Source organism: Pedobacter sp. AC212 (assembly GCF_979258625.1).
This window is the reverse complement of the sequence record NZ_OZ409870.1, coordinates 3,397,587-3,422,957: the sequence shown is the minus strand read 5'-3', so window position 1 is coordinate 3,422,957 and position 25,371 is coordinate 3,397,587. Positions and strand designations below refer to the sequence as shown.

At 35.4% G+C, this 25,371-nt stretch carries 26 protein-coding genes; 15 read left to right on the top strand and 11 right to left on the bottom strand.

Annotated elements, in window-relative coordinates; all coding sequences use genetic code 11:
- The first annotated feature begins 3 nt into the window (after positions 1 to 3).
- Positions 4 to 1,155 (top strand): galactokinase, encoded by a 1,152-nt coding sequence (galK, locus tag ACZZZC_RS14675; RefSeq protein ID WP_463482720.1) that lies wholly within the window; start codon positions 4 to 6, stop codon positions 1,153 to 1,155.
- A gap of 68 nt (positions 1,156 to 1,223) precedes the next feature.
- On the opposite strand, the gene ACZZZC_RS14670 is transcribed toward galK, so the two are convergent.
- Positions 1,224 to 1,544 (bottom strand): RNA recognition motif domain-containing protein, encoded by a 321-nt coding sequence (locus tag ACZZZC_RS14670; protein WP_056849966.1) that lies wholly within the window; start codon positions 1,542 to 1,544, stop codon positions 1,224 to 1,226.
- Positions 1,545 to 1,977: 433 nt separating this feature from the next.
- Between ACZZZC_RS14670 and ACZZZC_RS14665 the strand changes: the two genes are divergently transcribed.
- The 4 genes from ACZZZC_RS14665 (at position 1,978) to treY (ending at position 9,169) form a co-directional block, all read left to right on the top strand.
- Complete coding sequence (locus ACZZZC_RS14665; protein WP_463482719.1) at positions 1,978 to 2,841, top strand: OmpA/MotB family protein; 864 nt, start codon at positions 1,978 to 1,980, stop codon at positions 2,839 to 2,841.
- Between the two features lie 172 nt (positions 2,842 to 3,013).
- A complete protein-coding gene (locus ACZZZC_RS14660; protein ID WP_463482718.1) occupies positions 3,014 to 3,247 on the top strand; it encodes a hypothetical protein in 234 nt (77 codons plus the stop codon).
- An 11-nt stretch (positions 3,248 to 3,258) separates the two neighbouring features.
- On the top strand, positions 3,259 to 5,133 hold the full coding sequence (gene treZ / locus ACZZZC_RS14655) for a malto-oligosyltrehalose trehalohydrolase (RefSeq protein ID WP_463482717.1): 1,875 nt from the start codon (positions 3,259 to 3,261) through the stop codon (positions 5,131 to 5,133).
- Positions 5,126 to 9,169: a malto-oligosyltrehalose synthase gene (gene treY / locus ACZZZC_RS14650; protein ID WP_463482716.1), complete on the top strand. Its 4,044-nt coding sequence runs from the start codon at positions 5,126 to 5,128 to the stop codon at positions 9,167 to 9,169. Before treZ ends, treY begins: the two co-directional genes overlap by 8 nt.
- An 11-nt stretch (positions 9,170 to 9,180) precedes the next feature.
- On the opposite strand, the gene ACZZZC_RS14645 is transcribed toward treY, so the two are convergent.
- Entirely contained in the window at positions 9,181 to 9,378 is a 198-nt protein-coding gene (locus tag ACZZZC_RS14645; RefSeq protein ID WP_463482715.1) for a hypothetical protein, read from the bottom strand.
- 256 nt (positions 9,379 to 9,634) lie between these two features.
- Here ACZZZC_RS14645 and ACZZZC_RS14640 point away from each other — a divergent pair, with 256 nt between their 5' ends.
- From ACZZZC_RS14640 to ACZZZC_RS14615, 6 genes are all read left to right on the top strand, one after another.
- On the top strand, positions 9,635 to 9,829 hold the full coding sequence (locus tag ACZZZC_RS14640; RefSeq protein WP_463482714.1) for a hypothetical protein: 195 nt from the start codon (positions 9,635 to 9,637) through the stop codon (positions 9,827 to 9,829).
- A 188-nt stretch (positions 9,830 to 10,017) separates the two neighbouring features.
- A complete protein-coding gene (locus tag ACZZZC_RS14635; protein WP_463482713.1) occupies positions 10,018 to 10,647 on the top strand; it encodes a Crp/Fnr family transcriptional regulator in 630 nt (209 codons plus the stop codon).
- A gap of 374 nt (positions 10,648 to 11,021) precedes the next feature.
- Positions 11,022 to 11,591: a UbiX family flavin prenyltransferase gene (locus ACZZZC_RS14630; protein ID WP_463482712.1), complete on the top strand. Its 570-nt coding sequence runs from the start codon at positions 11,022 to 11,024 to the stop codon at positions 11,589 to 11,591.
- Between the two features lie 126 nt (positions 11,592 to 11,717).
- Entirely contained in the window at positions 11,718 to 13,040 is a 1,323-nt protein-coding gene (gene mtaB / locus ACZZZC_RS14625; RefSeq protein WP_463482711.1) for a tRNA (N(6)-L-threonylcarbamoyladenosine(37)-C(2))-methylthiotransferase MtaB, read from the top strand.
- 432 nt (positions 13,041 to 13,472) lie between these two features.
- Positions 13,473 to 14,621: a prolipoprotein diacylglyceryl transferase gene (locus tag ACZZZC_RS14620; protein WP_463482710.1), complete on the top strand. Its 1,149-nt coding sequence runs from the start codon at positions 13,473 to 13,475 to the stop codon at positions 14,619 to 14,621.
- Positions 14,622 to 14,681: 60 nt separating this feature from the next.
- A complete protein-coding gene (locus tag ACZZZC_RS14615) occupies positions 14,682 to 15,473 on the top strand; it encodes an inositol monophosphatase family protein (RefSeq protein WP_463482709.1) in 792 nt (263 codons plus the stop codon).
- 68 nt (positions 15,474 to 15,541) lie between these two features.
- On the opposite strand, the gene ACZZZC_RS14610 is transcribed toward ACZZZC_RS14615, so the two are convergent.
- The 5 genes from ACZZZC_RS14610 to ACZZZC_RS14590 all read right to left on the bottom strand — a co-directional run bounded on the left by ACZZZC_RS14610 (position 15,542) and on the right by ACZZZC_RS14590 (position 18,558).
- A complete protein-coding gene (locus ACZZZC_RS14610) occupies positions 15,542 to 16,093 on the bottom strand; it encodes a NifU family protein (protein WP_056849978.1) in 552 nt (183 codons plus the stop codon).
- A gap of 87 nt (positions 16,094 to 16,180) precedes the next feature.
- Positions 16,181 to 17,527, bottom strand: coding sequence for an adenylosuccinate lyase (gene purB, locus ACZZZC_RS14605; RefSeq protein WP_463482708.1), 1,347 nt, complete (start codon positions 17,525 to 17,527; stop codon positions 16,181 to 16,183).
- 166 nt (positions 17,528 to 17,693) lie between these two features.
- Complete coding sequence (locus ACZZZC_RS14600) at positions 17,694 to 17,891, bottom strand: hypothetical protein (protein WP_056849980.1); 198 nt, start codon at positions 17,889 to 17,891, stop codon at positions 17,694 to 17,696.
- A gap of 139 nt (positions 17,892 to 18,030) precedes the next feature.
- Positions 18,031 to 18,228 (bottom strand): hypothetical protein, encoded by a 198-nt coding sequence (locus tag ACZZZC_RS14595; protein WP_116167967.1) that lies wholly within the window; start codon positions 18,226 to 18,228, stop codon positions 18,031 to 18,033.
- 132 nt (positions 18,229 to 18,360) lie between these two features.
- Positions 18,361 to 18,558, bottom strand: a complete 198-nt coding sequence (locus tag ACZZZC_RS14590) for a hypothetical protein (RefSeq protein WP_116167967.1) — start codon at positions 18,556 to 18,558, stop codon at positions 18,361 to 18,363.
- A 202-nt stretch (positions 18,559 to 18,760) separates the two neighbouring features.
- Here ACZZZC_RS14590 and ACZZZC_RS14585 point away from each other — a divergent pair, with 202 nt between their 5' ends.
- From ACZZZC_RS14585 to ACZZZC_RS14570, 4 genes are all read left to right on the top strand, one after another.
- Positions 18,761 to 19,327 carry an RNA polymerase sigma factor gene (locus ACZZZC_RS14585; RefSeq protein WP_463487497.1) on the top strand — a complete coding sequence of 189 codons (567 nt, stop codon included), beginning with the start codon at positions 18,761 to 18,763 and terminating at the stop codon, positions 19,325 to 19,327.
- Positions 19,288 to 20,436: a S1C family serine protease gene (locus ACZZZC_RS14580; RefSeq protein WP_463487496.1), complete on the top strand. Its 1,149-nt coding sequence runs from the start codon at positions 19,288 to 19,290 to the stop codon at positions 20,434 to 20,436. The genes ACZZZC_RS14585 and ACZZZC_RS14580 overlap by 40 nt, the downstream gene beginning before the upstream one ends.
- Positions 20,437 to 20,594: 158 nt before the next feature.
- Positions 20,595 to 21,230 (top strand): peroxiredoxin, encoded by a 636-nt coding sequence (locus tag ACZZZC_RS14575; protein WP_463482705.1) that lies wholly within the window; start codon positions 20,595 to 20,597, stop codon positions 21,228 to 21,230.
- Between the two features lie 208 nt (positions 21,231 to 21,438).
- Complete coding sequence (locus tag ACZZZC_RS14570; RefSeq protein WP_056849985.1) at positions 21,439 to 21,636, top strand: cold-shock protein; 198 nt, start codon at positions 21,439 to 21,441, stop codon at positions 21,634 to 21,636.
- Positions 21,637 to 21,699: 63 nt separating this feature from the next.
- Here ACZZZC_RS14570 and ACZZZC_RS14565 read toward each other — a convergent pair whose 3' ends face one another.
- Genes ACZZZC_RS14565 through ACZZZC_RS14550 form a run of 4 tightly spaced genes read right to left on the bottom strand, consistent with a single transcriptional unit; the run spans position 21,700 to position 25,348 of the window.
- Complete coding sequence (locus tag ACZZZC_RS14565; protein WP_463487495.1) at positions 21,700 to 22,884, bottom strand: THUMP-like domain-containing protein; 1,185 nt, start codon at positions 22,882 to 22,884, stop codon at positions 21,700 to 21,702.
- 16 nt (positions 22,885 to 22,900) lie between these two features.
- Positions 22,901 to 24,181: an aspartate kinase gene (locus ACZZZC_RS14560; protein ID WP_463487494.1), complete on the bottom strand. Its 1,281-nt coding sequence runs from the start codon at positions 24,179 to 24,181 to the stop codon at positions 22,901 to 22,903.
- 1 nt (position 24,182) lies between these two features.
- A complete protein-coding gene (locus ACZZZC_RS14555; protein WP_463487493.1) occupies positions 24,183 to 24,650 on the bottom strand; it encodes an N-acetyltransferase family protein in 468 nt (155 codons plus the stop codon).
- Positions 24,650 to 25,348, bottom strand: a complete 699-nt coding sequence (locus ACZZZC_RS14550; protein WP_463487492.1) for a YggS family pyridoxal phosphate-dependent enzyme — start codon at positions 25,346 to 25,348, stop codon at positions 24,650 to 24,652. The genes ACZZZC_RS14555 and ACZZZC_RS14550 overlap by 1 nt, the downstream gene beginning before the upstream one ends.
- Positions 25,349 to 25,371: the final 23 nt, after the last annotated feature.

Here is a 25,371-nt window from a genome sequence, read left to right as displayed (position 1 = left end):
GTTATGGACATAGAATCTTTAAAAGCCTCATTTGTAAAAACTTTTAATACTGAACCAATCATTGTAAAATCGCCTGGTAGAATTAATATTATTGGCGAACATACCGATTACAATGGAGGCTTTGTGATGCCTGCTGCCATAAATAAAGCTATTTATGTTGCTGTTTCTAAAAGGACAGATAACGAGATCCATCTTTATTCAGAAAGCTATCAGCAATTTCATAACTGTAGTATTGAAAGCATTGAGAAATCAGACAAAGGCTGGGCAAACTATATTTTAGGTGTTGCAGATCAGCTAAAGAAGAGAGGTTATAAGTTTGGTGGATTTAATCTTTATTTGGATGGTAACGTTCCGCTAGGAGCTGGCCTGTCTTCTTCTGCTGCATTAGAATGTGCAACCGTATTTGCAATCGATTATCTCAACGGCCTCGGTATCTCTCCAATGGATAGGGCGCTAATTTCACAGAAAGCGGAGCATGTTTTTGCGGGAGTGAACTGTGGGATTATGGATCAATTTGCTTCCGTTTTTGGTAAAAAAGACTATGCCGTAATGCTGGATTGCCGTTCGATGAAATACGTTTACATCCCCTTAAAATTAGATGGCTATAAATTGGTTTTATTGAATACGAATGTCAAACATTCACTGTCCGACTCGGCATACAACACCAGAAGATCGCAATGCGAACAAGGGGTAGCATGGGTAAGCGAATTTGTTGCGGGTGTAGCTAGCTTACGGGATGTTAACCGGGCTATGCTTGAGCAATACGTAAAGCCAAAAAGTTTGGAGGTTTTCCAGAAATGTAACTTCGTAGTAGAAGAAATCGAAAGGGTAGTGAAAGCCGCTGATCAACTTGCCAATGGCGATCTTGCCGCTTTAGGTCATCTGATGTTCCAAACTCATGAAGGCCTGAGCAAAGATTATGAGGTAAGCTGCGCTGAACTTGATTTTCTGGTAGAACTTGTAAAAAATGATAATGCTGTTCTTGGCGCACGAATGATGGGAGGCGGGTTTGGAGGCTGTACCATCAATATTGTGAAAGATGAAGCTATAGATGAACTGATTGATCGGGCGAAAATAGACTATAAAGAGCGGTTTAATCTGGAACTTGATGCCTACGTGGTACAAACAGATAATGGATCTGAATTAGTGAATTAAATTTTAGGATAAATAAGGTTTATACAACATAGGCCTTATTTATTGTAATCAATTTTACACTAGGTGTTTTAACGTTGCATTCTTGGCCGTTTACTTTTTTGAGGCTGTGAACCAGAAGGTTTTGGCTTAAATACTTTCTTAGGTGCTTCTTCAGCGCTTTGTTTCACTGTAATTACATTTCCCTTAAAAGTTTCACCATTTAACATAGAAATAATATTGCTAGCATCTGATTGATTGAGTACTTCTATAAAGGCATAACCCTTACATTTTCCGGTTGCTCTATCTCTAACAATTTTTATGGTTTCAATTTTACCATGTAGGCTGATAAAAATTGCAAGATCCATTTCCTGGATATTATCTGCTAAACCACCGACAAAAAGCTTAATCATATTAAGAAAGTTAATCTAAGGATAATTTTAATTATTAATATGTCCTGATAATCACCTTTTATATTAATAATGTTGCAAAATAAGCAATATTAACGCAGAAACAAATGTAATTGTTCTCTTTTTTTGCGAAACTTATTGAATTATAGTAGTTTAATATTGTTTGAAAAATCAGTAAGGCGATTTATTTGTGCTAAAGGTTCAACATCTCTTTAAATATGTTTACTATCAGTCATTTTATTGGTATTGATTATCACCTCAGATATTCAAAATTTTATAATCGATCGCCGCTTCTAATCAGAATAGATGAACTTTAGATTACTTTTTCAAGCAGAATGAGTTCTTCTTCTAAGAACCAACCTGCTTCAATTGGCCTGAAATCGGGTTTTTAATATTACGGCAAGGAATTTGTTAAGGATTTGGAAAAAATAAGATTATGAAAATATACAAATCATTCCCATTAGTGCTTCTGGCAATTGTACTGGTATCTGGTTGTGTTAGCAACAAAAAATATACAGAGTTACAGGATACTTATGCTAAACTCAGAGAACGGAACCAGGAGCTGAGTAATCAATATCAGGATAGTCAAAGAGAACTTACTGGTGCAACCAGCAGGGTTAAAAGTTTAGAAGAACAAATTGCATCAGAAAAAGCAAATGTAACCGCCCTTCAAGATGCATTGAACAAATGTTTAAGTTCAAGCAGCCAGGGAAATGTTAACATTTCAAAATTGGTTGATGAAATCAATAGTTCAAATAAATACATCAAACAATTGGTTAATGCTAAAAACAAAAGCGACTCACTCAACATGGTATTAACAAATAACTTAACCCGCTCATTAAGTAGGGAAGAATTAAGTGATGTTGACGTTCAAGTGTTAAAAGGCGTAGTGTACATCTCTCTGGCCGACAACATGTTATATAAGTCAGGTGGATTTGAAGTAAGCGATAAAGCAGGAGAAACTTTAAGTAAAATCGCTAAAATTATTCAAGATTACAACACTTATGATGTACTAATCGAAGGTAACACAGATAATGTTCCAATTTCTCAGCCTAATATTCGCAACAATTGGGATTTAAGTGCTTTACGTGCTTCTTCGGTTGTTCAGGTTTTGCAAAACAAATATTCTGTCGATCCAAAACGCTTAACAGCAGGTGGAAGAGGTGAATACAATCCGGTGGCCGATAATAATACGCCAGCTGGTAAGGCTAAAAACAGACGTACTCAAATCATCATAACCCCTAAATTAGATCAATTTATGGATCTGATTGGCAAAGCACCCGAAGCATCTCAAAAATAAAATAACGAATTAGTTAAATTAAGAGCCTGGCCATTTATTGATGCAGGCTCTTTTTTTATTACCAATTCTATCAAACTAATAACCATAACAACATAATCAATAAAAAATTTCATCTGCATCACAATTCCTTCAAACATTTTCTATCCTTTAGCGATTGTTCATATACAAAATTATGGAAGAGCTAATCAATCAATTAAAAAAATATTTAGGAAACAGGGTTGAAGAAGTGCGAAGCAAAGGACTTGCCGAGGTGGAAATAGTTATCGGGGAAATGGAAGATGTTGATCAGCTTTCGGCTGATCTTAAAACTCATATCGGGGAAATTGTAGATGAGATCACGTTAGCAAAAATTGATTTTGTTACCCCTGAAGGAAAGCAACTCTACAGCTTTGCGCTAAACCAATAACATCAGGTATTATGAAAATAGATATCCGAAAGCGAAGCATTGGTTTGAATTTTTTGGAAAGTAATAAAGTCGAAATCTGGCTTTGGGCTCCTAATGCTAACAATGTAACATTATTAATTCCAGAAAAAGACTTAGAAATACCATTATTGAAACAAAATTTTGGTTATTGGTATGCACTCTCATCCGATATTTCCGAAGGTGATCAATACTCTTTTAAAATCTGGCAATCTAGTGAAACAGATGACGATGTTTCTGATGCTAAATTTATCACAAGAGCAGATCCTGCATCAGTTTACCAAAAAGATGGCATTTCTGGAATGTCAACTGCGTTAAATTTGAAATCATTCCATTGGACGGATAAAGAGTGGAAAGGCATCTCGTTAGAAGATTATATTATCTACGAGCTTCACACCGGTACTTTTATTCCTGATGGAGATTTTAAATCCATTGAAAACAAGCTGGATTATTTAGTTGATTTGGGCATAAATGCGATCGAAATCATGCCTGTGGCACAATTTCCTGGTAACCGAAATTGGGGTTACGATGGTGTATATCCGTTTGCTGTGCAAAATACCTATGGCGGCCCAAAAGACTTACAGCATCTGGTAAACCTTTGTCACGAAAAGGGCATTGCAGTAATTTTAGATGTGGTTTACAATCACTTAGGACCGGAAGGGAATTATTTCAGCGATTTTGGGCCCTATTTTACGGATAAATATCACACTCCCTGGGGTAGCGCAATCAATTTTGATGATGAAAAATGCGATCCCGTAAGGCAGTATTATATCGAAAACGTATTGATGTGGTTCCGCGATTTTCACATTGATGCATTGAGACTAGATGCCGTTCATGCGATTAAAGATGGAAGTGCCAAGCACATTTTAAGAGAAATTAAGGAAAACGTAAAACTTCTTTCTGAAACTGTTGGCAGGGATTTCAATCTTATAGTTGAACTTGATTTAAATGACAATAAATACATCAATCCAATAGAGCAGGGTGGTTACGGTATGGATGCACAATGGATTGACGAATTCCATCATGCGCTTCGCGTAACTGCCGGTCAAGCGAAATACGGCTATTATTCTGATTTCGATGGAATTGAGCATTTGGGTAAAGCTTTGACTGATGCCTATGTTTATGATGGTCAGTTTTCGGCTCATCGAGAAAAGCGCTTTGGAACAAAAGCCAAAGACAATCCTGGAAAGCAATTTATCGTTTTCTCTCAAAACCACGATCAGGTTGGCAATAGAATGCTTGGCGAGCGGGCAAGCCAGCTGGTAAGTTTTGAAATGCTAAAGCTGATGGCTGCAACTGTATTTGTGAGTCCTTATTTACCACTCATTTTTATGGGTGAAGAATACGCTGAAGAAAATCCATTTATGTTTTTTATCTCACATATTGATGAAGAACTGGTTGGACTGGTAAGGGAAGGAAGAAAAAGAGAATTCGCCGCATTCCATAATGGTGAAGAAGTTCCTGATCCGCAAAGTGAGGAAACATTTAATCATTCAAAACTAAATTGGCAAAGCCAGCTTCAGGGCAAACACCAGATCATGCATGCATTTTACAAGGCAATTATAAAGCTGCGAAAATCCTTACCTGCATTGGCTCATCTTAACCGCCAACAATTAAAGGTTGATGTTTATCGAGATCAAAATTGTTTAACGATGATCCGATGGCATCAAAATCAAAAAGTATTATGCGCATTAAATTTTTCAAAGCAACAGCAAGTTTTGCCAATCTCAAATGGATTGGATTATAACCTCGTTTTAAATTCTGCAGCCGATCAGTGGGGAGGAAACCACAATAACGATGTAGATTTTACTGATAATAAGCTCACTATTTTTTCAGAATCGATCCTAATTTTTACTAGCCAAAATGTTTAAACCGACTTCAACATACCGCATCCAATTTCATAAAGATTTTAATTTTAAATCATTAAATAACATCATTCCGTATTTACAAAAACTAGGGATCGATACCATTTATGCCTCACCGATATTCGAAGCTGTTGAGGGTAGTACTCATGGTTATGATGTTGTAAATCCACTTCGGGTGAACCCTGAAATTGGTACAGAGGAGGAATTGTTAGAGATCTCCACAAGGCTAAAGACAGCCAACATTACCTGGATTCAGGATATTGTCCCTAATCATATGGCATTCTCACCAAAAAATAAATGGTTGATGGACGTTTTGAAAAATGGGAGCAAGTCAAAATATGCCTCTTTTTTTGATATCGATATTTCGAATGACCAAAAACTGATGGTACCTTTTTTAGGTTCAGATCTGGAAGATGCTATTGAAAGCTCAGCGTCAAAATTAATCAAAAATAAAGATGAATACTTTCTAAACAATGGAGATTCAAACTGGCCCCTAAATATAGTTAGTCAGGAAAGGCTTGCTGGGAAAAACGACGATGAAATCATCGATAAACAACTGATTAAAGAAATTGCGAATGAGCAGTTTTATCGCTTGTGTAACTGGCAAGAAACAAATCATACCATCAATTATAGAAGGTTTTTTACGGTAAATGCACTAATCTGTCTGAACATTCAGGATCACGAAAACTTCGACATTTACCATGAATACATTTTAGAGCTAGTTAAAAAAGATATTTTTCAAGGTTTACGCATTGATCACATTGATGGACTTTATGATCCAAAAGTGTACTTAGATAGATTGAGAAAAGCTGTTGGGGATGAAGTTTATATTGTTGTAGAGAAGATTTTGGAGCGAGATGAACAATTGCCGTCCGATTGGCCGGTACAAGGCAATACAGGATACGACTTTTTAGCCATGACAAATAACTTATTCACTAATCAAACGAATAGGGGCAAGTTCGATGAAATTTATAAAGAAATCACGGGCAAAAATCTTGATCCAAAGATATTAATAAATGAAAAAAAAGAAACTTTCCTGTTTCAATACATGCAAGGAGAGCTAAACAATTTATTTGATTTATTTACCGATTTAGAGCTTCTTTCAACTGAAGAAATTGACCGGCTTAAACCTGAAAAACTAAAACGAGCTATTGCAGAGCTATTGATTCAGATGCCTGTTTATCGCTATTACAATTACAATTTTCCACTTCCAGAAAACGATAGCGAAAATTTAAAAGCATTATTGACTCTAACGGCAAATCAAGAAGACTTAAAAGAAGCGGCTTCTGCTTTAAAACGAATGTTTCTAATGGTACCATTAGACTCGGATGCTGAATATAATGGTAAACTGAGCAAATTTTACCAGCGGTTAATGCAATTTAGCGGGCCGTTAATGGCTAAAGGGGTAGAAGATACTGTAATGTTTACCTATAATCGTTTTGTTGGGCACTCGGAAGTTGGCGATGCACCCGATGCATTTGGTTTCAGTGTCACCGAATTCCATCAGAAAATGGTTGACCGTCAGTTGTATTGGCCATTGTCGTTAAACGGAAGTTCTACACACGATACCAAGAAGGGAGAAGATTTTAGAGCAAGAATAAATGTACTTACTGATCTTCCTGAGGTATGGAAGGTAGCAATTAAGGATTTTAATTCAGCGATAAAAAACTCCGAAAAACTAAGCGAAATCTATAAGTTAATCCACAATAATGATTTTTACCTTATTTTCCAGACTATTTTAGGTGCTATCCCTTACCCCGGCGAGGATGCGGATGAGTTTGATAATCGTTTGGTTCAGTTTATAGAAAAGGCCTTAAGAGAAGCAAAAAAAAGATCTGATTGGGCAGAACCGAATGAAGAATATGAAAAACTATTACAGGATTTCGCACTTCAATTAATTGATGAAAATGAAGAAAGCTTCGCTATAATCTCGAAACTTCTCAATCGCATTGCAGATTTTGGAATTTTAAACAGTTTGTCTCAACTGGTTTTGAAATTCGTTTGTCCAGGGATTCCCGATGTTTACCAGGGAACAGAACTTTGGGACTTGAGCTTAGTTGATCCAGACAATCGCAGGCCGGTTGATTATGAAAAACGGAGTGAGTTTATACAACAAGAATCATCGGTAAAAGAACTTTGGTCTTCAAGGTATTCTGGAAAAATCAAACTATGGTTAACTAAAAAACTCATTAATTTTAGAAAAGAAAATCAGGATGTTTTCACTCAAGGGGATTATATTCCGTTAAAAGTAGAAGGTACTTATCACGATAATATTTTAGCTTTTGCTCGTAAATACAAAGAGCAATATGTTGTTATTGCGGTTCCTTTAGGTTTAGCAACGATAAGCAAAGTTGAAGAAATTGTGGATTTTAATTGGTTAGATACCCAGATTATACTTCCGAAAGAGTTTCCTACAAGCTGGCGCAATATTATAACTGAAAAAGATGAAGTAAAAGATATCCTTAACGAAAACATTTTGGTTAACCAGTTATTTGGTGAATTGCAAATTGGTTTAATTGAGTTAAAAAACAAAACCATTGAGCGATCTGCAGGTATCCTGATGCACATTACTTCCTTGCCTTCGAAAAACGGAATTGGTGATTTTGGATCTGAAGCCAATCGATTTGTTGATTTTTTAGCAGAAACAAACCAACAATACTGGCAAATATTACCACTAAATCCCACGAAAGTTGGAAATGGCTATAGTCCATACTCCAGCAATTCGGCTAAGGCGGGTAATGTTTTACTAATTGATTTAGAACAATTGGTAGATGAAGGTTGGCTTACGGTTGATGATTTGAGCGCTTCCGTTTTGCCTTTTGAAGATAAAGTTGAATTTTCTCAAGTCGAGGAGGCAAAATTCAAGTTGCTCAAAAAAGCTTACAAAGCTTTCAAAAAGGACAAATCGGAAAATACTGACCTAGAATTTTCAAACTTCTGTACCAAAGAAATTGAATGGCTTAACGATTTTGGTTTATATACTGCTTTAAAAAATCATCATCAACAATTAGAGTGGTATAACTGGCCGGCAGAATTTAAAAAAAGGGAAACCAAACAAATCGATGTTTTTCGTAGTGAATTTGCTGAAGAAATTGACGAGGTAAAATGGCAGCAGTATGTATTTTTTAAGCAGTGGCATAAACTGAAAGATTATTCAAACTCAAAGGGTATTAAAATAATTGGAGATTTGCCATTTTATTTAGATTATGATTCTGTGGAAGTTTGGTCTGATCCCGAGCTTTTTAAATTGGATGCTAATTTGAAACCGACATTTGTAGCTGGTGTTCCTCCAGATTACTTTAATGAGAATGGCCAATTATGGGGGATGCCTGTTTTTAACTGGACTGTACTTGAAAGCACTGATTACGAATGGTGGATTAAGAGGTTACAGAAAAATATGGAAATGTTCGATCTACTTCGTTTAGACCACTTTATTGCTTTTTCGTCCTATTGGGAAATACCTGCAGATAGAGAAAATGCTATTAACGGGAAATGGGAAAAAGGAGGGGGAGAAAATTTCTTTAAGGTAATTAAAGATAAATTTCCAGAGATGCCTTTCATTGCCGAAGATTTGGGGGAAATAAGCACCGAAGTAGAGCAGCTTAGGGATGAATTTAAATTGCCTGGAATGAAAGTGCTACAGTTCGCTTTTGGAAGTGATCTTTCTGCATCTTCGCATATTCCCCATAACTTTACAAGCCAAAATTGTATTGTTTATTCTGGTACACATGATAATAATACATTAGTTGGTTGGTATGATAGAGATGTTGAACAACAAACAAAGGAGCGCATAACAAGATATTTTGATCGCCAGATTGATAAAAAGAATATTCATCAGGAATTTATCAGACTTGCATTTTCATCGACTGCTAAAATAGCCATTGTGCCGATCCAGGATGTTTTAGGTTTAAATGAAGAAGCAAGAATGAATATTCCAGGTAACGCAAATGGCAACTGGTTATGGCGATTGGATCTGGAAAAGCTCAAAGCAATCAAACATTGGCTAGCAGATATTACTTCAATTTACGGCAGAACAAAATAACGCGGATACATTCACGCAAAGTGCTTGATGTCTTTCTTGTCTAGGTAAACGAAAATATCATTTAAAGTGACACATCTGGTTGCTCTGATTGCAGATTTAAGTACTTCCGTTGTAATTCCAAGTCTGATGGTCCAATAAATTAGATCTTTTTCTTCAGAAATGCTTACAATTTCTGTTTTTTGGTCAATTGATGAAGATGAATTGTTCATAATAACAGTTTTTTGGGTTTTTATAAAACAATAATTAAACAAATGGAGCTTTCAATTCTAAGTTAGTAATTATTTTGTCTATTTATTGTGCCTTGTGAAACTTTTTTGAAAATTTCTCATATTAAATTCCTTCGGTAATTTTTTTCTCTTTGCATATTGTTATCTTATTATAGCTAAAAGTTGTTCAAAAATGATTAATATGTATTTTTAATTCTACATATTTAGTTATTTTTGTCGAATTTTTAGGATGATATAAATGAGTAAATTAAGAGTAGGCACTATTGTCTACATTGATAGCGAGAAACAATCGGGTGTAATCGTAGACGAGAATGCTCAAGATATTACATTTAGTATGGAGTTCGTTAATGACTTTGTTAAGGTAGATGATCAGGTTTCTTTTGAAATTACATTAGACGATGGTTTAAAAGCCATCAATATCTCAATTCTTTAGATAGATAGTTTCTAGATATCCTCTACATTCTCAAATCATTCTAAATCGAAAAGGATTTCAATAGGAACTCATCAAAATTGATATCATGAACTCCAAATTCTAAAACTTTTTCTTATTATTGTTATTCATTATTCCCTAATATCTAATTTACGGCTCGAAAACATTTTCCACGTCCCTAAATTTTTAAAATGAATCCCGAAAAAATCTATAATGCAGATAAGTGGTTAGCGTATGGCGGATTTTCACCTTTAATTACTGTCTTTCGCACCTTTCACGATTTGTCTCCCGAAATTGAACAGATTATAAACGAGCAAACATTTCCTGTAGCTTTTAAAAAAAATAAATTTATTTCATCTCCATTACACCGCAATAAGTTCATCTTTTTATTGTTAAAGGGAGTTGCCAGGGGGTATATGAAGGAGGAAGATAAAGAAATAACCACCTGGATTGCAAAGGAACATGAACTTGTGGGCAACATCAGAAACTTGTGGGATGAGCAGCAGCCAACAGAAGAGTATGTGCAAGCTTTGGAAGACGTAGAAGCTATTGCTGTTCCGCATGCGATGTCGAGGCAACTTTATAATAACTTCGAAATTGCCAATTATGTAGGAAGGAAGATGACACAAATCCACTACTTATATGCTTGCGAAAGGGCTTATATATCTAGATTACAGTCAGCTGAGAAGAGATACAAGCGTTTTTCACAGAGCTACCCTGAACTGGTCAATCGTGTACCACTTAAATATATTGCATCTTTTCTGTGCATGCGATTGGAGACTTTAAGTAGATTGAGGTCTAAAATCTCGGCTGAAAGTTAATATAGCTAATCAGTCTTTCTTACAGCTTATTATTCAGCCGATATTTTAAGTATTTATACGTTTTTTTAAGCCCTAAATCATTTAATTTTTATTTCCAATGTTGTAATTGTGCTGAAAAAAATACGCTAATCGTTAAAAAGATAAAAATTAAATTTATATAAACTGTTATAATTCAGTCTGTTAATCTGTGTGTAAGCTCAAATATCTGATTTTTCCCATTTAACACTTCTTGATTATCTTTTTTTAAAAATTTATATATATTTGTTCTTACCCTTTCGAGGGTATGTTTTTCATAGGTAGATGTAGGGTCAGAACATTGTTCTGGCCCTTTTTTATGTGTGCTAATTCTATTTATAAAACGCTAATTTTGTGTTATGAATAAAAAGAAAGTTGTAGTTGCGGTAACAGGAGCAAGCGGTTCAATTTATGCAAAGGTATTATTTTATAAGCTGGCACAGTTAAGCGATCAAATTGCAGCAGTTGGGGTTGTGATGAGCGATAATGCTAAAGAGGTTTGGCAGTTCGAACTCGGAAACCAAGATTACAGCAGCTATCAAGACTTTACTTTTTATAATAAAAACGATTTTAATGCACCATTCGCTTCTGGTTCAGCGAAATACGACACGATGATAATTGTTCCATGCTCAATGGGTACATTAGGCCGAATCGCTCACGGCATCTCGAATGACTTAATTTCGAGAGCTGCAGATGTAGTTTTAAAAGAACGAAGAAAACTAATTGCAGTTGTTCGTGATACGCCATTCAGCTTAATCCATATCAATAATATGAAATTGGTTACAGAAGCCGGCGGGATCATATGTCCGGCAAATCCATCGTTTTACAGCCTTCCAAAAACAATTGAAGAAGTAGCTGGAACGGTAATTAGCCGGGTGCTAGATTTGGCCGGTTTTGAACAAGAAAGTTATCGCTGGAATGAAAAGTAATAGGACTTGAAATATTGGTTTCGACGGGAGTACCCTGCTGTCTAATGTTGATTCACTGTAATTTACTTTATATCTCAAATCTCATATTCCAATACTCTAATCTATTTTCCTATCTTTGCAGGCTCAATGAAAAAGGTCGCATTTTATACATTAGGTTGTAAATTAAATTTCTCTGAAACTTCCACAATCGGTCGATTATTTACCGATGCGGGTTATTCTGTTGTAGAATTTCAAGATCAAGCCGACGTTTATGTGATTAATACTTGCTCTGTTACCGAACACGCAGATAAAAAATGCCGTAAAGTTGTAAAAGAAGCTCTAAAATATTCACCGAATGCATTCGTGACGATTGTTGGTTGTTATGCACAGCTAAAACCGCAGGAAATTGCTGAGATTGAAGGCGTTGATATGGTATTGGGCGCTGCTGAAAAATTTAGAATTGTTGATTTCATCACCGACTTAACGAAAAATCCTAAAGCTGTAGTTCACCAACAAAACATTGAAAAGGTAAATCACAACTTCATTGCATCATATTCTATCGGAGATAGAACCCGAACATTCCTAAAAGTTCAGGATGGTTGCGATTATCCATGCACTTATTGCACCATTCCATTGGCTCGTGGCGCTAGTCGTAGCGATACAATTGAAAATGTAGTAAGTAGAGCAAGGATGATAGCAGAAAGTGGTGTTAAAGAAATTGTGCTTACAGGGGTTAATATCGGCGATTTTGGTATCCGTAATGGCGAACGAGAAGATAAATTTTTCGACTTGGTTAAAGCTTTGGACGAAGTTGATGGTATTGAAAGAATTCGTATTTCCTCTATAGAACCGAATCTATTGAGCAATGAAATTATTGAATTTGTTTCTACTTCGAAACGTTTTGTTCCACATTTTCATATCCCTTTACAATCTGGTTCTGATAAAATTTTAGGTCTAATGCGCCGTCGCTACCGTACAGATTTGTATGTAGAGCGTGTTGCTAAAATTAAAGAAGTAATGCCTCATTGCTGTATCGGGGTCGATGTTATTGTAGGTTTTCCTGGAGAAACAAAAGAGGATTTTCTCGATACTTATCAGTTTCTAAACCAGTTAGATATTAGTTACTTGCATGTTTTTACTTACTCTGAACGTGAATTAACAGTAGCTGCTGAAATGGCTGGTGTTGTTCCTGGAAGTCAAAGAAACGAACGCAGTAAAATGCTACATATTCTTTCTGACAAGAAACGCAGAGCTTTCTACGAATCGCAAATTGGAAGCGAGGCTGAAGTGCTTTTTGAAGCTGATCAAAAAATGGGTTACATGCATGGGTTTACCAAAAACTATGTTAAAGTACGTGCCAAATATGATCCGGTTATGGTTAACGAACTTAAGGCTGTTAAGCTGTTAGAAATGACAGCTGATGGAGAAGTTGAAGTGGCTGAACTGGAAACTACATACGCACATCATTAAACTGAATTTAATTTTTTAGAGAGCAATCTATAAGCTGCTTTAACGCTACCCGGGCTATCTGCTAAATCTTTTTGCAAATTTTTAGTAATTAATATAAGTGAGTGAAACAAAAAGGATATCGCTGCTATCCCGTCTATACACCCAAAAAATTGCTATAAACTCTGGTATGATCCCCTCGTTATGCCAAGAATTACTTAGTGATGTAATCTAAACCTGATCGAAGCGAACATGAGCATCAGCCTTTTTCTGGCTGCTGGCGAATAAAGCGTAGAGCAGGACAGAGGCAACCGATTTAAACCGAAATTGCTTTCCAAATCATAACAAATCTCCAATATAGTAATAGAATCTTTCAATTTAACATTGCCAATTAAGAGTTGCGCCATACCTTTCAGCTTTGGTCTTTCTTTCCTATCTTCGCAACAAATAATTTTTATGTTTCCTACCGTTTCGCATTTTTTAGAATATCTGTTTGGTATTAACTTGCCATTGCCATTTAACACTTTTGGCGTTTTTGTTGCCATTGCATTTATAGCTGGTTATTGGGCTTTCACTAAAGAATTAAAACGCAAAGAAGCACTGGGAATTCTTCATCCAATAAAGAAGACCGTTGTTATTGGTAAACCCGCTACCACATCAGAAATTGTAATGAATGCACTTTTTGGCTTCATTATCGGTTACAAGTTGGTTTATGCATTTCTAAATTATTCGCTTTTTGTAAGTGATGCTCAATCTATTTTAATGTCTACCAAGGGGAACATTATTGGGGGGTTATTTTTCGCTGGTTTGTTTGCTTATTGGGATTATAAAGAGAAAGATAAAAACAAGTTAGATAAGCCGAAAGAGACGCAGGTTACGGTACATCCGTATCAATTAATGAGTAATTTAATTGTATGGGCTGCTATCTGGGGTTTTCTAGGTGCTAAATTTTTTGATAATTTAGAGTATTGGGATGATTTTGTTAAAAATCCAATTGAGCGATTGTTGTCTTTTAGTGGCCTTACCTTCTATGGCGGTTTAATTTGTGGGGGTGCAGCAGTACTGATCATTGCCAAAAGAAATGGAATAAAACCTTTACACATGCTGGATGTTGGTGGACCGGGTATGATGCTGGCTTATGCTGTTGGCCGTATTGGTTGTCATTTATCTGGTGATGGTGATTGGGGAGTTGTAAATTCAAATCCGAAACTATTTTCTTGGTTGCCAGATTGGATGTGGTCTTATACTTATCCAAACAATGTGGTGGGGGAAGGAATCCCAATTCCGGGCTGTACTGGTAAATTCTGTAACGAGCTGGCGCAAGGCGTATATCCAACACCGTTATATGAAGTAATTGTTTGCCTTATTCTTTTTGCATTTCTGTGGAGCATCCGCGATAAAATAAAAGCACCGGGATTAATGTTCGGTATTTATATGATTTTGAATGGAATAGAACGTTTCTGTATTGAATTGATTCGTGTAAATTCAAAATATCATGTATTCGGTTTGCGGTTTACTCAAGCTGAAATGATTTCTACCTTTTTAGTGTTAGGCGGTATTGCCTTAAGTATTTATGCACTAAGGAATAAGAATAAGCTAGCCTAAATTCCTTTCCAAAAATTCATTTTAAATCCAACAACCTTGCTAGGTTTTTGTTAAACAGCTATGAATTACGAATTACTATGCAATAAAGTAATATCAATTGTAAGGCTTACCGGAAATTTTATCCGTAAAGAGTCGATGCAATTTGATGCTACAAAAATTGAATACAAGGGGTTAAATGATATGGTTTCCTACGTTGATAAAACTGCGGAGCTGAAATTGGTTCAAAACCTTGAAAAATTAATTCCCGATGCTGGCTTTATCACCGAAGAGAAAACTATTTCCAGAGAAGGTAAAAGCCATACCTGGATTATTGACCCCTTAGACGGAACTACCAATTTTATTCATGGCATACCTGCATATGGAATAAGTGTAGCACTTTACGAAGATGGTTTGCCTGTTATTGGTGTAGTTTACGAACTTAATAGAGCCGAGATGTTTTACTCGTATGAAGGTGGAAAGGCTTTTTTAAATAAGAAAGAGATTCAGGTTTCTGTAAACCCTGATTTAAAATCCAGTCTTTTAGCTACAGGTTTTCCTTATTACCAGTTCGATAAGCAAGCGCAGTATTTGAAGTTGCTCGAAGAAATGATGCAAAAAAGCCACGGTGTCCGAAGGATAGGAGCAGCTGCGATAGATTTAGTTTATACCGCCTGCGGTCGTTTTGATGCTTTTTTTGAATACAATTTGCAACAGTGGGATTTTGCTGCCGGATGTTTTATCGTTCAGCAAGCTGGCGGAGAGGTTTTCGATTTTTCTGGCGGAGATGAATACTTCACAAAAAGAGAAATTCTAGCCACTAACGGCAAGTTGACCAAAGAAATGTTAGAAGCAATAAAAAGACATTTCAGTTAACAAAAGAGCATAAACAATAAAGGCTCACTTGAAAAAGTGAGCCTTTATTGTTTAATGAATATGATTGGTTATAAAGCTTCAGAAACCACATCAGTAACTTCAGGAACCATTCTTTGTAATAAGTTTTGAATACCAGATTTAAGCGTTATGGTTGATGAAGGACAACCACTGCAAGATCCACGTAATTCTACAGTTACCACACCATCGTCAAAAGATTTGTAAGTGATTGCACCCCCATCTTGTTCAACGGCAGGGCGAACGTAATCATGCAAAATTTGTTGAATTTTAATCTCCGTTTCCGAACCTTCGAATGCTGGAGCTTCCTCCGCTGTTGCTTCTTTTATCTTTAATTCAGATTCTACCGCACCCTTAACAAATTCCTTTAAAATAGCTTCGATATCAGCCCAGTCTGCATCGTCAGTTTTCGTAATGGTTACAAAGTTACTGGCGAAAAAAACACCAGAAACAAAATTAAACTTGAACAATTCCTTTGCGAAAGGAGAATGCTCAGCGCTTTCTTTAGTTGCGAAATCTTCACTGCCGTTAATTAAAAGCTTGTTAACCATGAATTTCATGGTTGCCGGATTTGGAGTTTGCTCTGTATATACGTTAATCGTCATGTCTTAATCAATTTGAATAAACAAAATTAACAATTAGTGGCCAATAATACTTTTCGCTGCTGTCTGTTTAGCGTCAATTTAATTCTGCTAAAAAACGCCAGTGTAATTAAATGGAGTTATCGTCCTTAACTGTACTTTAACTTCCTCAGTAACAGCCAAACCTTCAATAAATTCTGCAATGCTTGCTGCATTAATTTTCGAATTTGTTCTGGTCAATTCTTTTAATGCCTCATAAGGATTTGGAAAGTTTTCTCTACGTAACACTGTTTGGATAGCCTCCGCAACGACAGCCCAATTATCATCTAAATCTGCGTGTAAAGCAGCTTCGTTTAATAAAATTTTATTTAAACCACGTAAAGTAGAATTGATTGCGATTAAAGTATGCCCGAAGGGAACACCTATATTCCTTAATACTGTAGAATCTGTTAAATCCCTCTGTAACCTGGAGATTGGAAGTTTTGCTGCAAAAAACTCAAATAAGGCATTTGCGATTCCTGCGTTTCCTTCCGCATTTTCAAAATCGATTGGATTAACCTTGTGTGGCATCGCTGATGAACCAATTTCACCCGCCTTGATTTTTTGTTTGAAATAATTCTTCGATATATAAGTCCAGATATCGCGGTCCAGGTCAATGATAATGTTATTAATGCGCTTCAAACCATCACACTGTGCTGCAAACTGATCATAATGTTCAATTTGGGTGGTGTGTTGCGCTCTTGTTAAGCCTAGCGTTGAGTTTACGAAATTGTTTGAGAAATCAACCCAATTAACTTGCGGGTAAGCAATGTGGTGTGCATTAAAGTTTCCTGTTGCACCACCAAATTTTGCGCTGTTTGGAATGATCTTCAAGCTTTCTAATTGAATACTTAATCTTTCTGAAAACACTAAAAATTCCTTTCCTAATTTAGTAGGTGAGGCGGGTTGCCCATGCGTGTGCGCCAACATTGGAATGTCCTTCCACTCAGTAGCCAGCTCATTTATTTTTTGAATTAGCGAATCAATCGCTGGATAATAACTTTCGTTTAAGGCCAGTTTTACTGAATATGGAATGGCTGTATTATTGATGTCTTGCGACGTTAAGCCGAAATGGATAAATTCTTTATAGTCTTGTAATGAAAGTGCATCAAATTTTGCTTTGATAAAATATTCAACAGCTTTAACATCGTGATTGGTAACTTTTTCAGTTTCCTTAATTTCGAGCGCATCAGTTTCTGAAAAATTCTCGTGTATCGTTCTTAATTTAGCGTACAACGATTTGTCGAAATTTTCTAAACCTGGTAAATTAATTTCGCATAAGGCAATAAAGTATTCAATTTCGACAAAAACACGATATTTTATTAGCGCTTCTTCAGAAAAATAGCTAGATAAACGTTCGGTAGTTTTTCTGTAACGACCATCAATAGGTGAGATTGCTTGTAGCGAAGTTAAATTCATTATGCGGATTATAATTTTGCCGCAAATTTACTACAATTGATGGATTAAATAGACTGAATGAAATAAAATTTGAGCCTACAGGATTATTTCGTTTTCTGTGGTCGAAGATATAAACGAAAAAAGCTCCAATCAGTTACGATTGAAGCTTTTTTATATAAACCGTTAATTAGTTTTTAACAACAGTAGTATCAGTTTTAACAACTGTATCAGCAACAGTAGTGTCAGCTTTAACAGTAGTATCAGCAGTGATAGTAGTATCAGCGCCTAAAGTATCAGTACCTTCGCCTTTTTTCTCTGAGTTACAAGCAGCAACTGATAAAGATAAAGCGATAGCTAAGAAGCCTAATTTGAATGCATTTTTCATTTTAATTTTGTTTTAGGTGATTAATTAATTTACCCTTAATACCTAAAAAGAAAAAAGGTAACCCAGAAAAATTAAATTAAATAAAAAAAACTCCAACCCATTAAGATTGAAGTTTTTCTATATTTTATTAAACTATTAACTAGTGTTTTACAACAGTAGTATCAGTTTTAACAACTGTATCAGCAACAGTAGTATCAGCTTTAACAGTAGTATCAGCAGTGATAGTAGTATCAGCACCTAAAGTATCTGTACCTTCAGCTTTTTTCTCTGAGTTACAAGCAACAACTGATAAAGATAAAGCGATAGCTAAGAAGCCTAATTTGAATGCATTTTTCATTTTGAAATTTTGTTTTAGTGATTAATTAATTTACTGTTAATACACGAAACCTAAAAAGGTAACCCTTGAAAATAAAAAAAAGCTTCAACCCCTAAAGGATTGAAGCTTTTCTATATCTTATTAGACTATTAACTAGTGTTTTACAACAGTAGTATCAGTTTTAACAACTGTATCAGCAACAGTAGTATCAGCTTTAACAGTAGTATCAGCAGTGATAGTAGTATCAGCACCTAAAGTATCTGTACCTTCAGCTTTTTTCTCTGAGTTACAAGCAACAACTGATAAAGATAAAGCGATAGCTAAAAAGCCTAATTTGAATGCATTTTTCATTTTTGAATTTTTTTAAGTAATTAATTTTCTTGTTAATGCCGCAAAGGTAAAAAGGTAACCCAACAATTTTCAAAAAAATGAAAATATTTTTTATCCGGCTTGGGTTACCACATTTGTGGAGATTGTATTAAGTAATGATAGTAGCTATAAATAATTTTTTATCTAATATTGGGTTACTATTTTTAGAAAAATGTATTAACTAGTGAATAACAGTTTAAAGAGTTCAGTTCCAACAGATAGAGAAGTTATTTTAGGCATTCTAAATAACTCTGAAGATACACTTAACAAGTTATACAAGGCTTATTATACCATGATTTTGCAGTTTATTCTCAATAATAATGGAGATGAAGATGATGCAAAAGATGTTTACCAGGAGGCTATAATAATTTTATATAACAAGATTAAGGAAGGTAATTTTGAACTCAGCAGTAAGCTTAAAACATACATTTATTCAGTTTGCAGGCGTATTTGGCTTAAAAAGTTAAGCTTAAATAGTAAAAAAGCCGGCAACATTACTGATTACGAAGATGTTTTAATTGTTGAGGAAGATGTGGAGGAGCATGAGGAGAAGGATTTGCAATTTGTTAAAATGCAATCAGCTCTCGATCATTTGGGCGAACCTTGCAAAACCATTATTCAGGATTTTTATATCCACAATTTATCCATGCAGGATATTTGCGAAAAATTTGGTTATACCAATACTGATAACGCAAAAACACAAAAGTATAAATGCCTGCAAAGGTTAAAGAAAATATTTTTTCAACCATAGTAATTGAAATGAGAAACGATTTGGAGTTAGATGCAATTATTGAAGATTATCTTTTAGGTAAACTTAATCCACAGGAAACAGAAGTCTTTGAAACTTTGCGTCGCAATGATGCAGCAGTTGATCATAAGGTGGTTTCACATAAATTCTTTTTAGAATCGATGGAGGTGTTTGCTGCGCAATCACGCTTAAAAGATCAGTTGAATAACATTCATAGTGAGATCGATGTAGAAGGTTTAGCTTCTGCTTTGAGGCCTCATCCGTCAAAAGTGGTTCAATTATGGAGAAAACATAAATCTGCCATTGCTGTAGCCGCTTCGTTTTTAGTATTGTCGCTGGTTTCTGTTTATTCTATTCAGCATAACTCGAAACAGAAAGAACAACTTGTGTTATTAAGCAATCAGGTTAATAAAGCCATTAAAACGCAAAATAATTTAATTAGAAAAATTAATAATACCACCAATACCACTGGTAAACCTGCTGTACAAAATAGCTTTGGTGGTACTGGGTTTGCCATATCTACAAATGGTTACATTTTAACGAATCTTCATGTCATCAATGGCGCAGATTCTTTATATGTTCAAAACAATAAAGGCGAATCTTTCAAAGTGAAATCAATTTACACCGATTCCCAGAACGATATCGCTATTCTTAAAATCAGCGATAAAAACTTTAGCCATCTTTCTTCTATTCCGTATTCGATTAAAAAAACAACAAGCAGTATTGGCGAAACGGTGTATACGTTAGGCTATCCGAAAGATGATGCTGTTTTAGGTGAAGGATATGTGAGTTCGAAAAATGGATTTATTGGCGATACTACGCAATATCAGGTATCTATCCCTGTGAATCCAGGTAACAGTGGCGGACCGCTACTTGATAATAATGGCAACCTGGTTGGTATTATAAGTGGCAAACCAGACCAAACTGAAGGTGCTGCTTTTGCTATCAAGTCAAAATATATCTTAGAAGCCATGAGAGCAATCCCTCAAGATTCGTTAGGCACAAATAAACTATCAGCAAGTAGTAAAAAAAGTTTGCTTTCTGGTTTAAAACGTACTAAGCAAATTGAAAAATTGCAAGATTATGTATTCATGATTAAAGTTTATAATTAATTACCCAAACAAATTAATATTCTTGAAACCCTGTTGATTAACCTCTTCAGGGTTTTTTGTTGCGATTATAATTTCATTGTATTAAAATAATACAAAGCCTATGTATTTAGTATAGTAATGTTTAGATTTGTTTAAATCAACTATAAAATAAGAATATTATGAGTATAAGATTAGGCGATACCGCACCAAATTTTCAAGCAAATACCTCCATTGGCGAAATAGATTTTTATGACTACCTGGGCGATAGCTGGGGTGTTTTGTTTTCTCACCCGGCAGATTACACACCCGTTTGCACTACTGAACTTGGGCGCACAGCTGCATTGAAAGATGAATTTGAAAAGCGTAATGTAAAAGTCTTGGCTATTAGTGTAGATACTGCTGAATCACATAAAGGCTGGATTAGTGATATTAATGAAACGCAGAATACCTCTGTTGAATTTCCAATTATTGCTGACCCTGATAGAGTAGTTGCTAATTTGTATGACATGATTCATCCCAATGCATCAGAAACCTTAACCGTTCGATCTCTCTTTGTCATTGGCCCTGATAAAAAAGTTAAACTGATCATTACTTATCCAGCCTCGACAGGTAGGAATTTTAACGAGGTGTTGAGGGTAATCGATTCTCTTCAATTAACTGCAAATTATAGTGTGGCAACGCCAGCCGATTGGAAAGATGGGGAAGATGTTATCGTGGTAAACAGTATAAAAACGGAAGATATACCGGCAAAATTTCCGAAAGGACACCAGGTGATTAAGCCATATTTGCGTACAACACCTCAGCCTAACAAGTAATTTCGTAAATCAGTTATTTTGTTCGCAACATTTTTGTTGATTTGTGCCAGGTAGGTTGTTTTAAGGTTGCGAATCATTATATTTGATAGTTTTGTTTCGGAATTGGCGCTTAATCTGGTTGTTTGCTTATTTATTTGATAAAAAATGATTAATTAAGAGGTGAATCAAAGCATAAGGGTTTATTTTTTTATACAATTTTTTATTTTTTATGGCAACCGGAAAAGTTAAATGGTTCAACACACAAAAAGGCTTTGGATTTATTGTTCAAGAAGACAACAAGGATTTATTTGTACATTTTAAAGATGTTTTGGGCGGAATTGAAAGCATCAAAGAGAATGACACAGTAGAATTTGAAGTAGCTGAAGGCAGAAAAGGTTTACAAGCAGTAAACGTTAAAAAGATTTAAGCGAAAATATATAAACTTAATCATCCTCACATTAAGCCTTTCTACGGAGAGGCTTTTTGCATTTTAGTAGTATTGAAGAATAGTTGATTTTAGGATAATATTATTCCTTGAAATATCTTTGGTGAAAATAAGAAACTCATCTTTCCCCGCTTTTATTTTATACTTTTTAGCTAAATCTTCCGGTTTTGCAGGGTAGTTTCTTACAATAATATTTCCAATTAATTCAGCGCCTTTTTTCAAATCTTTGGCTGATAAAATTTCATTTACCATAAATATTCTTCCAGGAAAATCAGTGTTTAGTTTTGCGGAGGTATAGAGTTGTGTTTGCGGATGAAGCTTATTTAAGCCATATTTTTCTCCTATCAGATTAAAGGCACCTGATTTAAGTAATGCGGCATCCGGCTCATATAAATAATCTTGTGGTGAAACACTTTCAATAAAGGTGGCGGAGATATTTGATTCATGTTGTAGAAAAGAAAAGGTTTTTTCAGTATCGTTTATGGTAACAGCTTGAATTTTTACTTCTTTATCCGAGTTGCTGTCGATAACCCAAAGCAATTCTTTACACTCATTTTTTACACTTACAATATGTATTTCACTTACGTTTCTTAATTCTGATAAACCTGCAGAAATGTCTAGTAGAGGAGCGGTTTTAATGATAATCCTTGATGATTTAGATAACAATAAATTAATATTGCTAACTACATCAGGCGTACAATCTTTCAGCATGAAAACTTTGCCGCTATCAGCTCTTCTTGCTGGATCTACATAAATGGTATCGAAATTTTTTGTCGTTGTTCTCAAATATTCGATTCCATCGCCAGCATAAAAACCGATGTTTTTAACATTTAAAATCGATGCGTTATATTCAGCAATCTGCGATAGATCCTTATTGTATTCAGCATGCGATACCTTTTTAATTTCTTGTGCAAAGTAATACACGTCTACACCAAAACCGCCAGTTATATCGATCAAAGTATTGCCTTCTGCAAGTTTTGATTTGTATTTGGCGGTAACTTCTGATGAAGTTTGCTCAATCGAGAGCGGCGCTGGATAATAGATTTTTGGTGTGTTGTACCAGGTAGGCAATTTCTTTTGCGCTTTTTTCTTTGCACTAATTTGTTGAGCCAATTCAACAGAAGAAACTTTTTCAAAACTACTTCTAGACAAAACAATTTTATTTACATCAGCATTTAGGTTTGCATCGATGTATATTTGAGTTGCATCATCTAAAATATTTTTGTTCATTCTTTTTAAGTAGCGCTTAAATTGAGTCCATTTTATTTTTGCTCCTCATTACCATTTGGCAGGTATGACGGCTTTTAACTTCTAATAAAATATCTTTATCAACCGTAACCCGATCAATCGTATTTTGGTTGTAATATCTGATGGTAACCAACTCCAGGCCTTTATTATATTTTACTGTAAATTCTGCTGATAGGTCTTTAATCAGATTTTCAATCTGAGCCGGATGATCATCAACACTTACAGAAAAGCTAATGGCGGAATTAAGCATGGTGTTGATTTTGATTTTATGCTTATGAAAGAGTTCGAAAATGTTGCTCAAATTCTCTTCAATAATAAATGAATAGTCTTTCGGAAAAATAGAAATTAACGCCTGATTTACTTTGAAAATAAAAGAGGGGATGGGTAGGGGATTGTTCTCGCCCGTAATCGCAGTGCCTGATCCTTCCGGTTGAATAAATGATTTAACCAATAAAGGAATCCCTTTATTTTGTAATGGTTTAATTGTTTTAGGATGGATAACAGTTGCGCCATAATAAGTCAGTTCAATCGCATCATGATAAGATAATTGCGGAATTTTCTCTGTTTCATCAAACCATTTAGGATCAGCATTCAAAACCCCGGGTACATCTTTCCAAATGGTTAGTGCAGCAGCATCAAGGCAGGATGCAAAAATTGCAGCAGAATAATCAGAGCCTTCCCTTCCTAGGGTGGTTGTATAATTTTCGCTTGTGCCGCCGATAAAACCTTGGGTAACCACTATCTTCTCCGCTAATATTGGCACCAAGTCACGCTGAATAATTTGATTTGTTTTTATCCAATCTACCTTTCCTTCCCGATAGGTGTTGTCGGTTTGGATGTAATTTCTCGCATCCACCCAAACTGATTTATTCCCGGTTTCATTCAGCCATGCTGCTACAATTTTAGTTGAAACCACCTCGCCAATAGAAACAATCTGATCGTAAATATAGTCGACGTCATTATCTGGTTCGTCTTCAATCAGCCAATCAATTTCCACGAAAGAATTTGCTACGTCATCATAAACCGGATTCGATTTACCTTCAAAAAGCGCTTCTATGATCTGAAAGTGAAAATTTTTTATCTCGTCGAAAATAGCATGTGTTTCATCACTTTGTGCTAAATAGGCTTTGGTTAAATCTTCCAGTTGATTGGTGATTTTTCCCATTGCAGAAACCACAATCAAAAGGTTCCCTTTTCTATAATCGCGAACAATATTGGCTAAATTTTTTACCCCTGCTGCATCCTTAACCGATGCACCCCCAAACTTAAAAATATCCATATTAAAATGCCTTTACTTGTTCTTTAGAAAGTGCTGCATTTAACCAGCCACTTTCTAAATGTGCTGCATATTTATTGTAAAAATTTATTGCCGGCTCATTCCAATCCAATACCTGCCAAACCATTCCGGTATATTTTTCACTTTTGGCTTCCTCAATCACCTTTTCAAAAAGTACTTTACCTATACCTTTTCCACGCATTTCCTCTGTTACGATGAAATCTTCTAAGTATAATCTACAACCTTTCCAGGTAGAGTATCGCGTGTAAAATAAGGCGAAACCAACAATTTCCGTATCTACTTCTGCAACGAAAGCTTTCCAAACAGGATTTTCTCCAAAACCAGCATCGATAAAGTGATTGATATCTACAGTTACCTCTTCGGGAGCTTTTTCATATATAGCCAGTTCATGGATCAATTCCAAAATCCTTGGGCAATCGTCTGCTTTGGCTATTCTAATATTTAAGTTCATTAGTTTGGCGATATATTTTTAAAATGCTTGATTATTCTTTTCCCGAAAATACTGCTTCCAATTCTAACCATTGTACTACCTTCTTGTATGGCAATTTTGTAGTCGGCGCTCATGCCTGTCGAGATCTCCTTAAAAGATTCTTCCTTCGGAAAAAAACTAGCCTTAAGGCCATCAAAAAAGATCCTAAGTTCATGAAATTCGATTGTGATCTGTTTTTCATTTTTGGTGTTTGTTGCAATACCCATCAAACCAACTATGCGAATGTTTTTAAGCTGTTGATATTCATCAGACCTTAATAGTTCAATCACCTCATCATAGCCCAAACCAAATTTAGTATCTTCATCAGCAATGTAAACTTGTAATAAACAATCAATTACTCTTTTGTTCTTCAAAGCCTGCTTGTTAATTTCCTGGAGAAGTTTAAGGCTGTCGACACCGTGTATCATCTTTACAAACGGTGCAATATATTTCACCTTATTGGTTTGAAGATGACCAATTAAATGCCATTCAATATCTTTTGGAAGTTTTTCTTCCTTTTCCACCATTTCCTGTACATGGTTTTCGCCAAAAATACGTTGTCCGGCATTGTAAGCCTCCTGGATAACTTCTACCGTTTGTGTTTTTGAAACAGCAATTAGCTTAACTCCGCCAGACTCTACTTCGCTTTTATATTGTTTAAGATTATCAGCTATGCTCATTTATAACTATTTTTGGGTAAAAT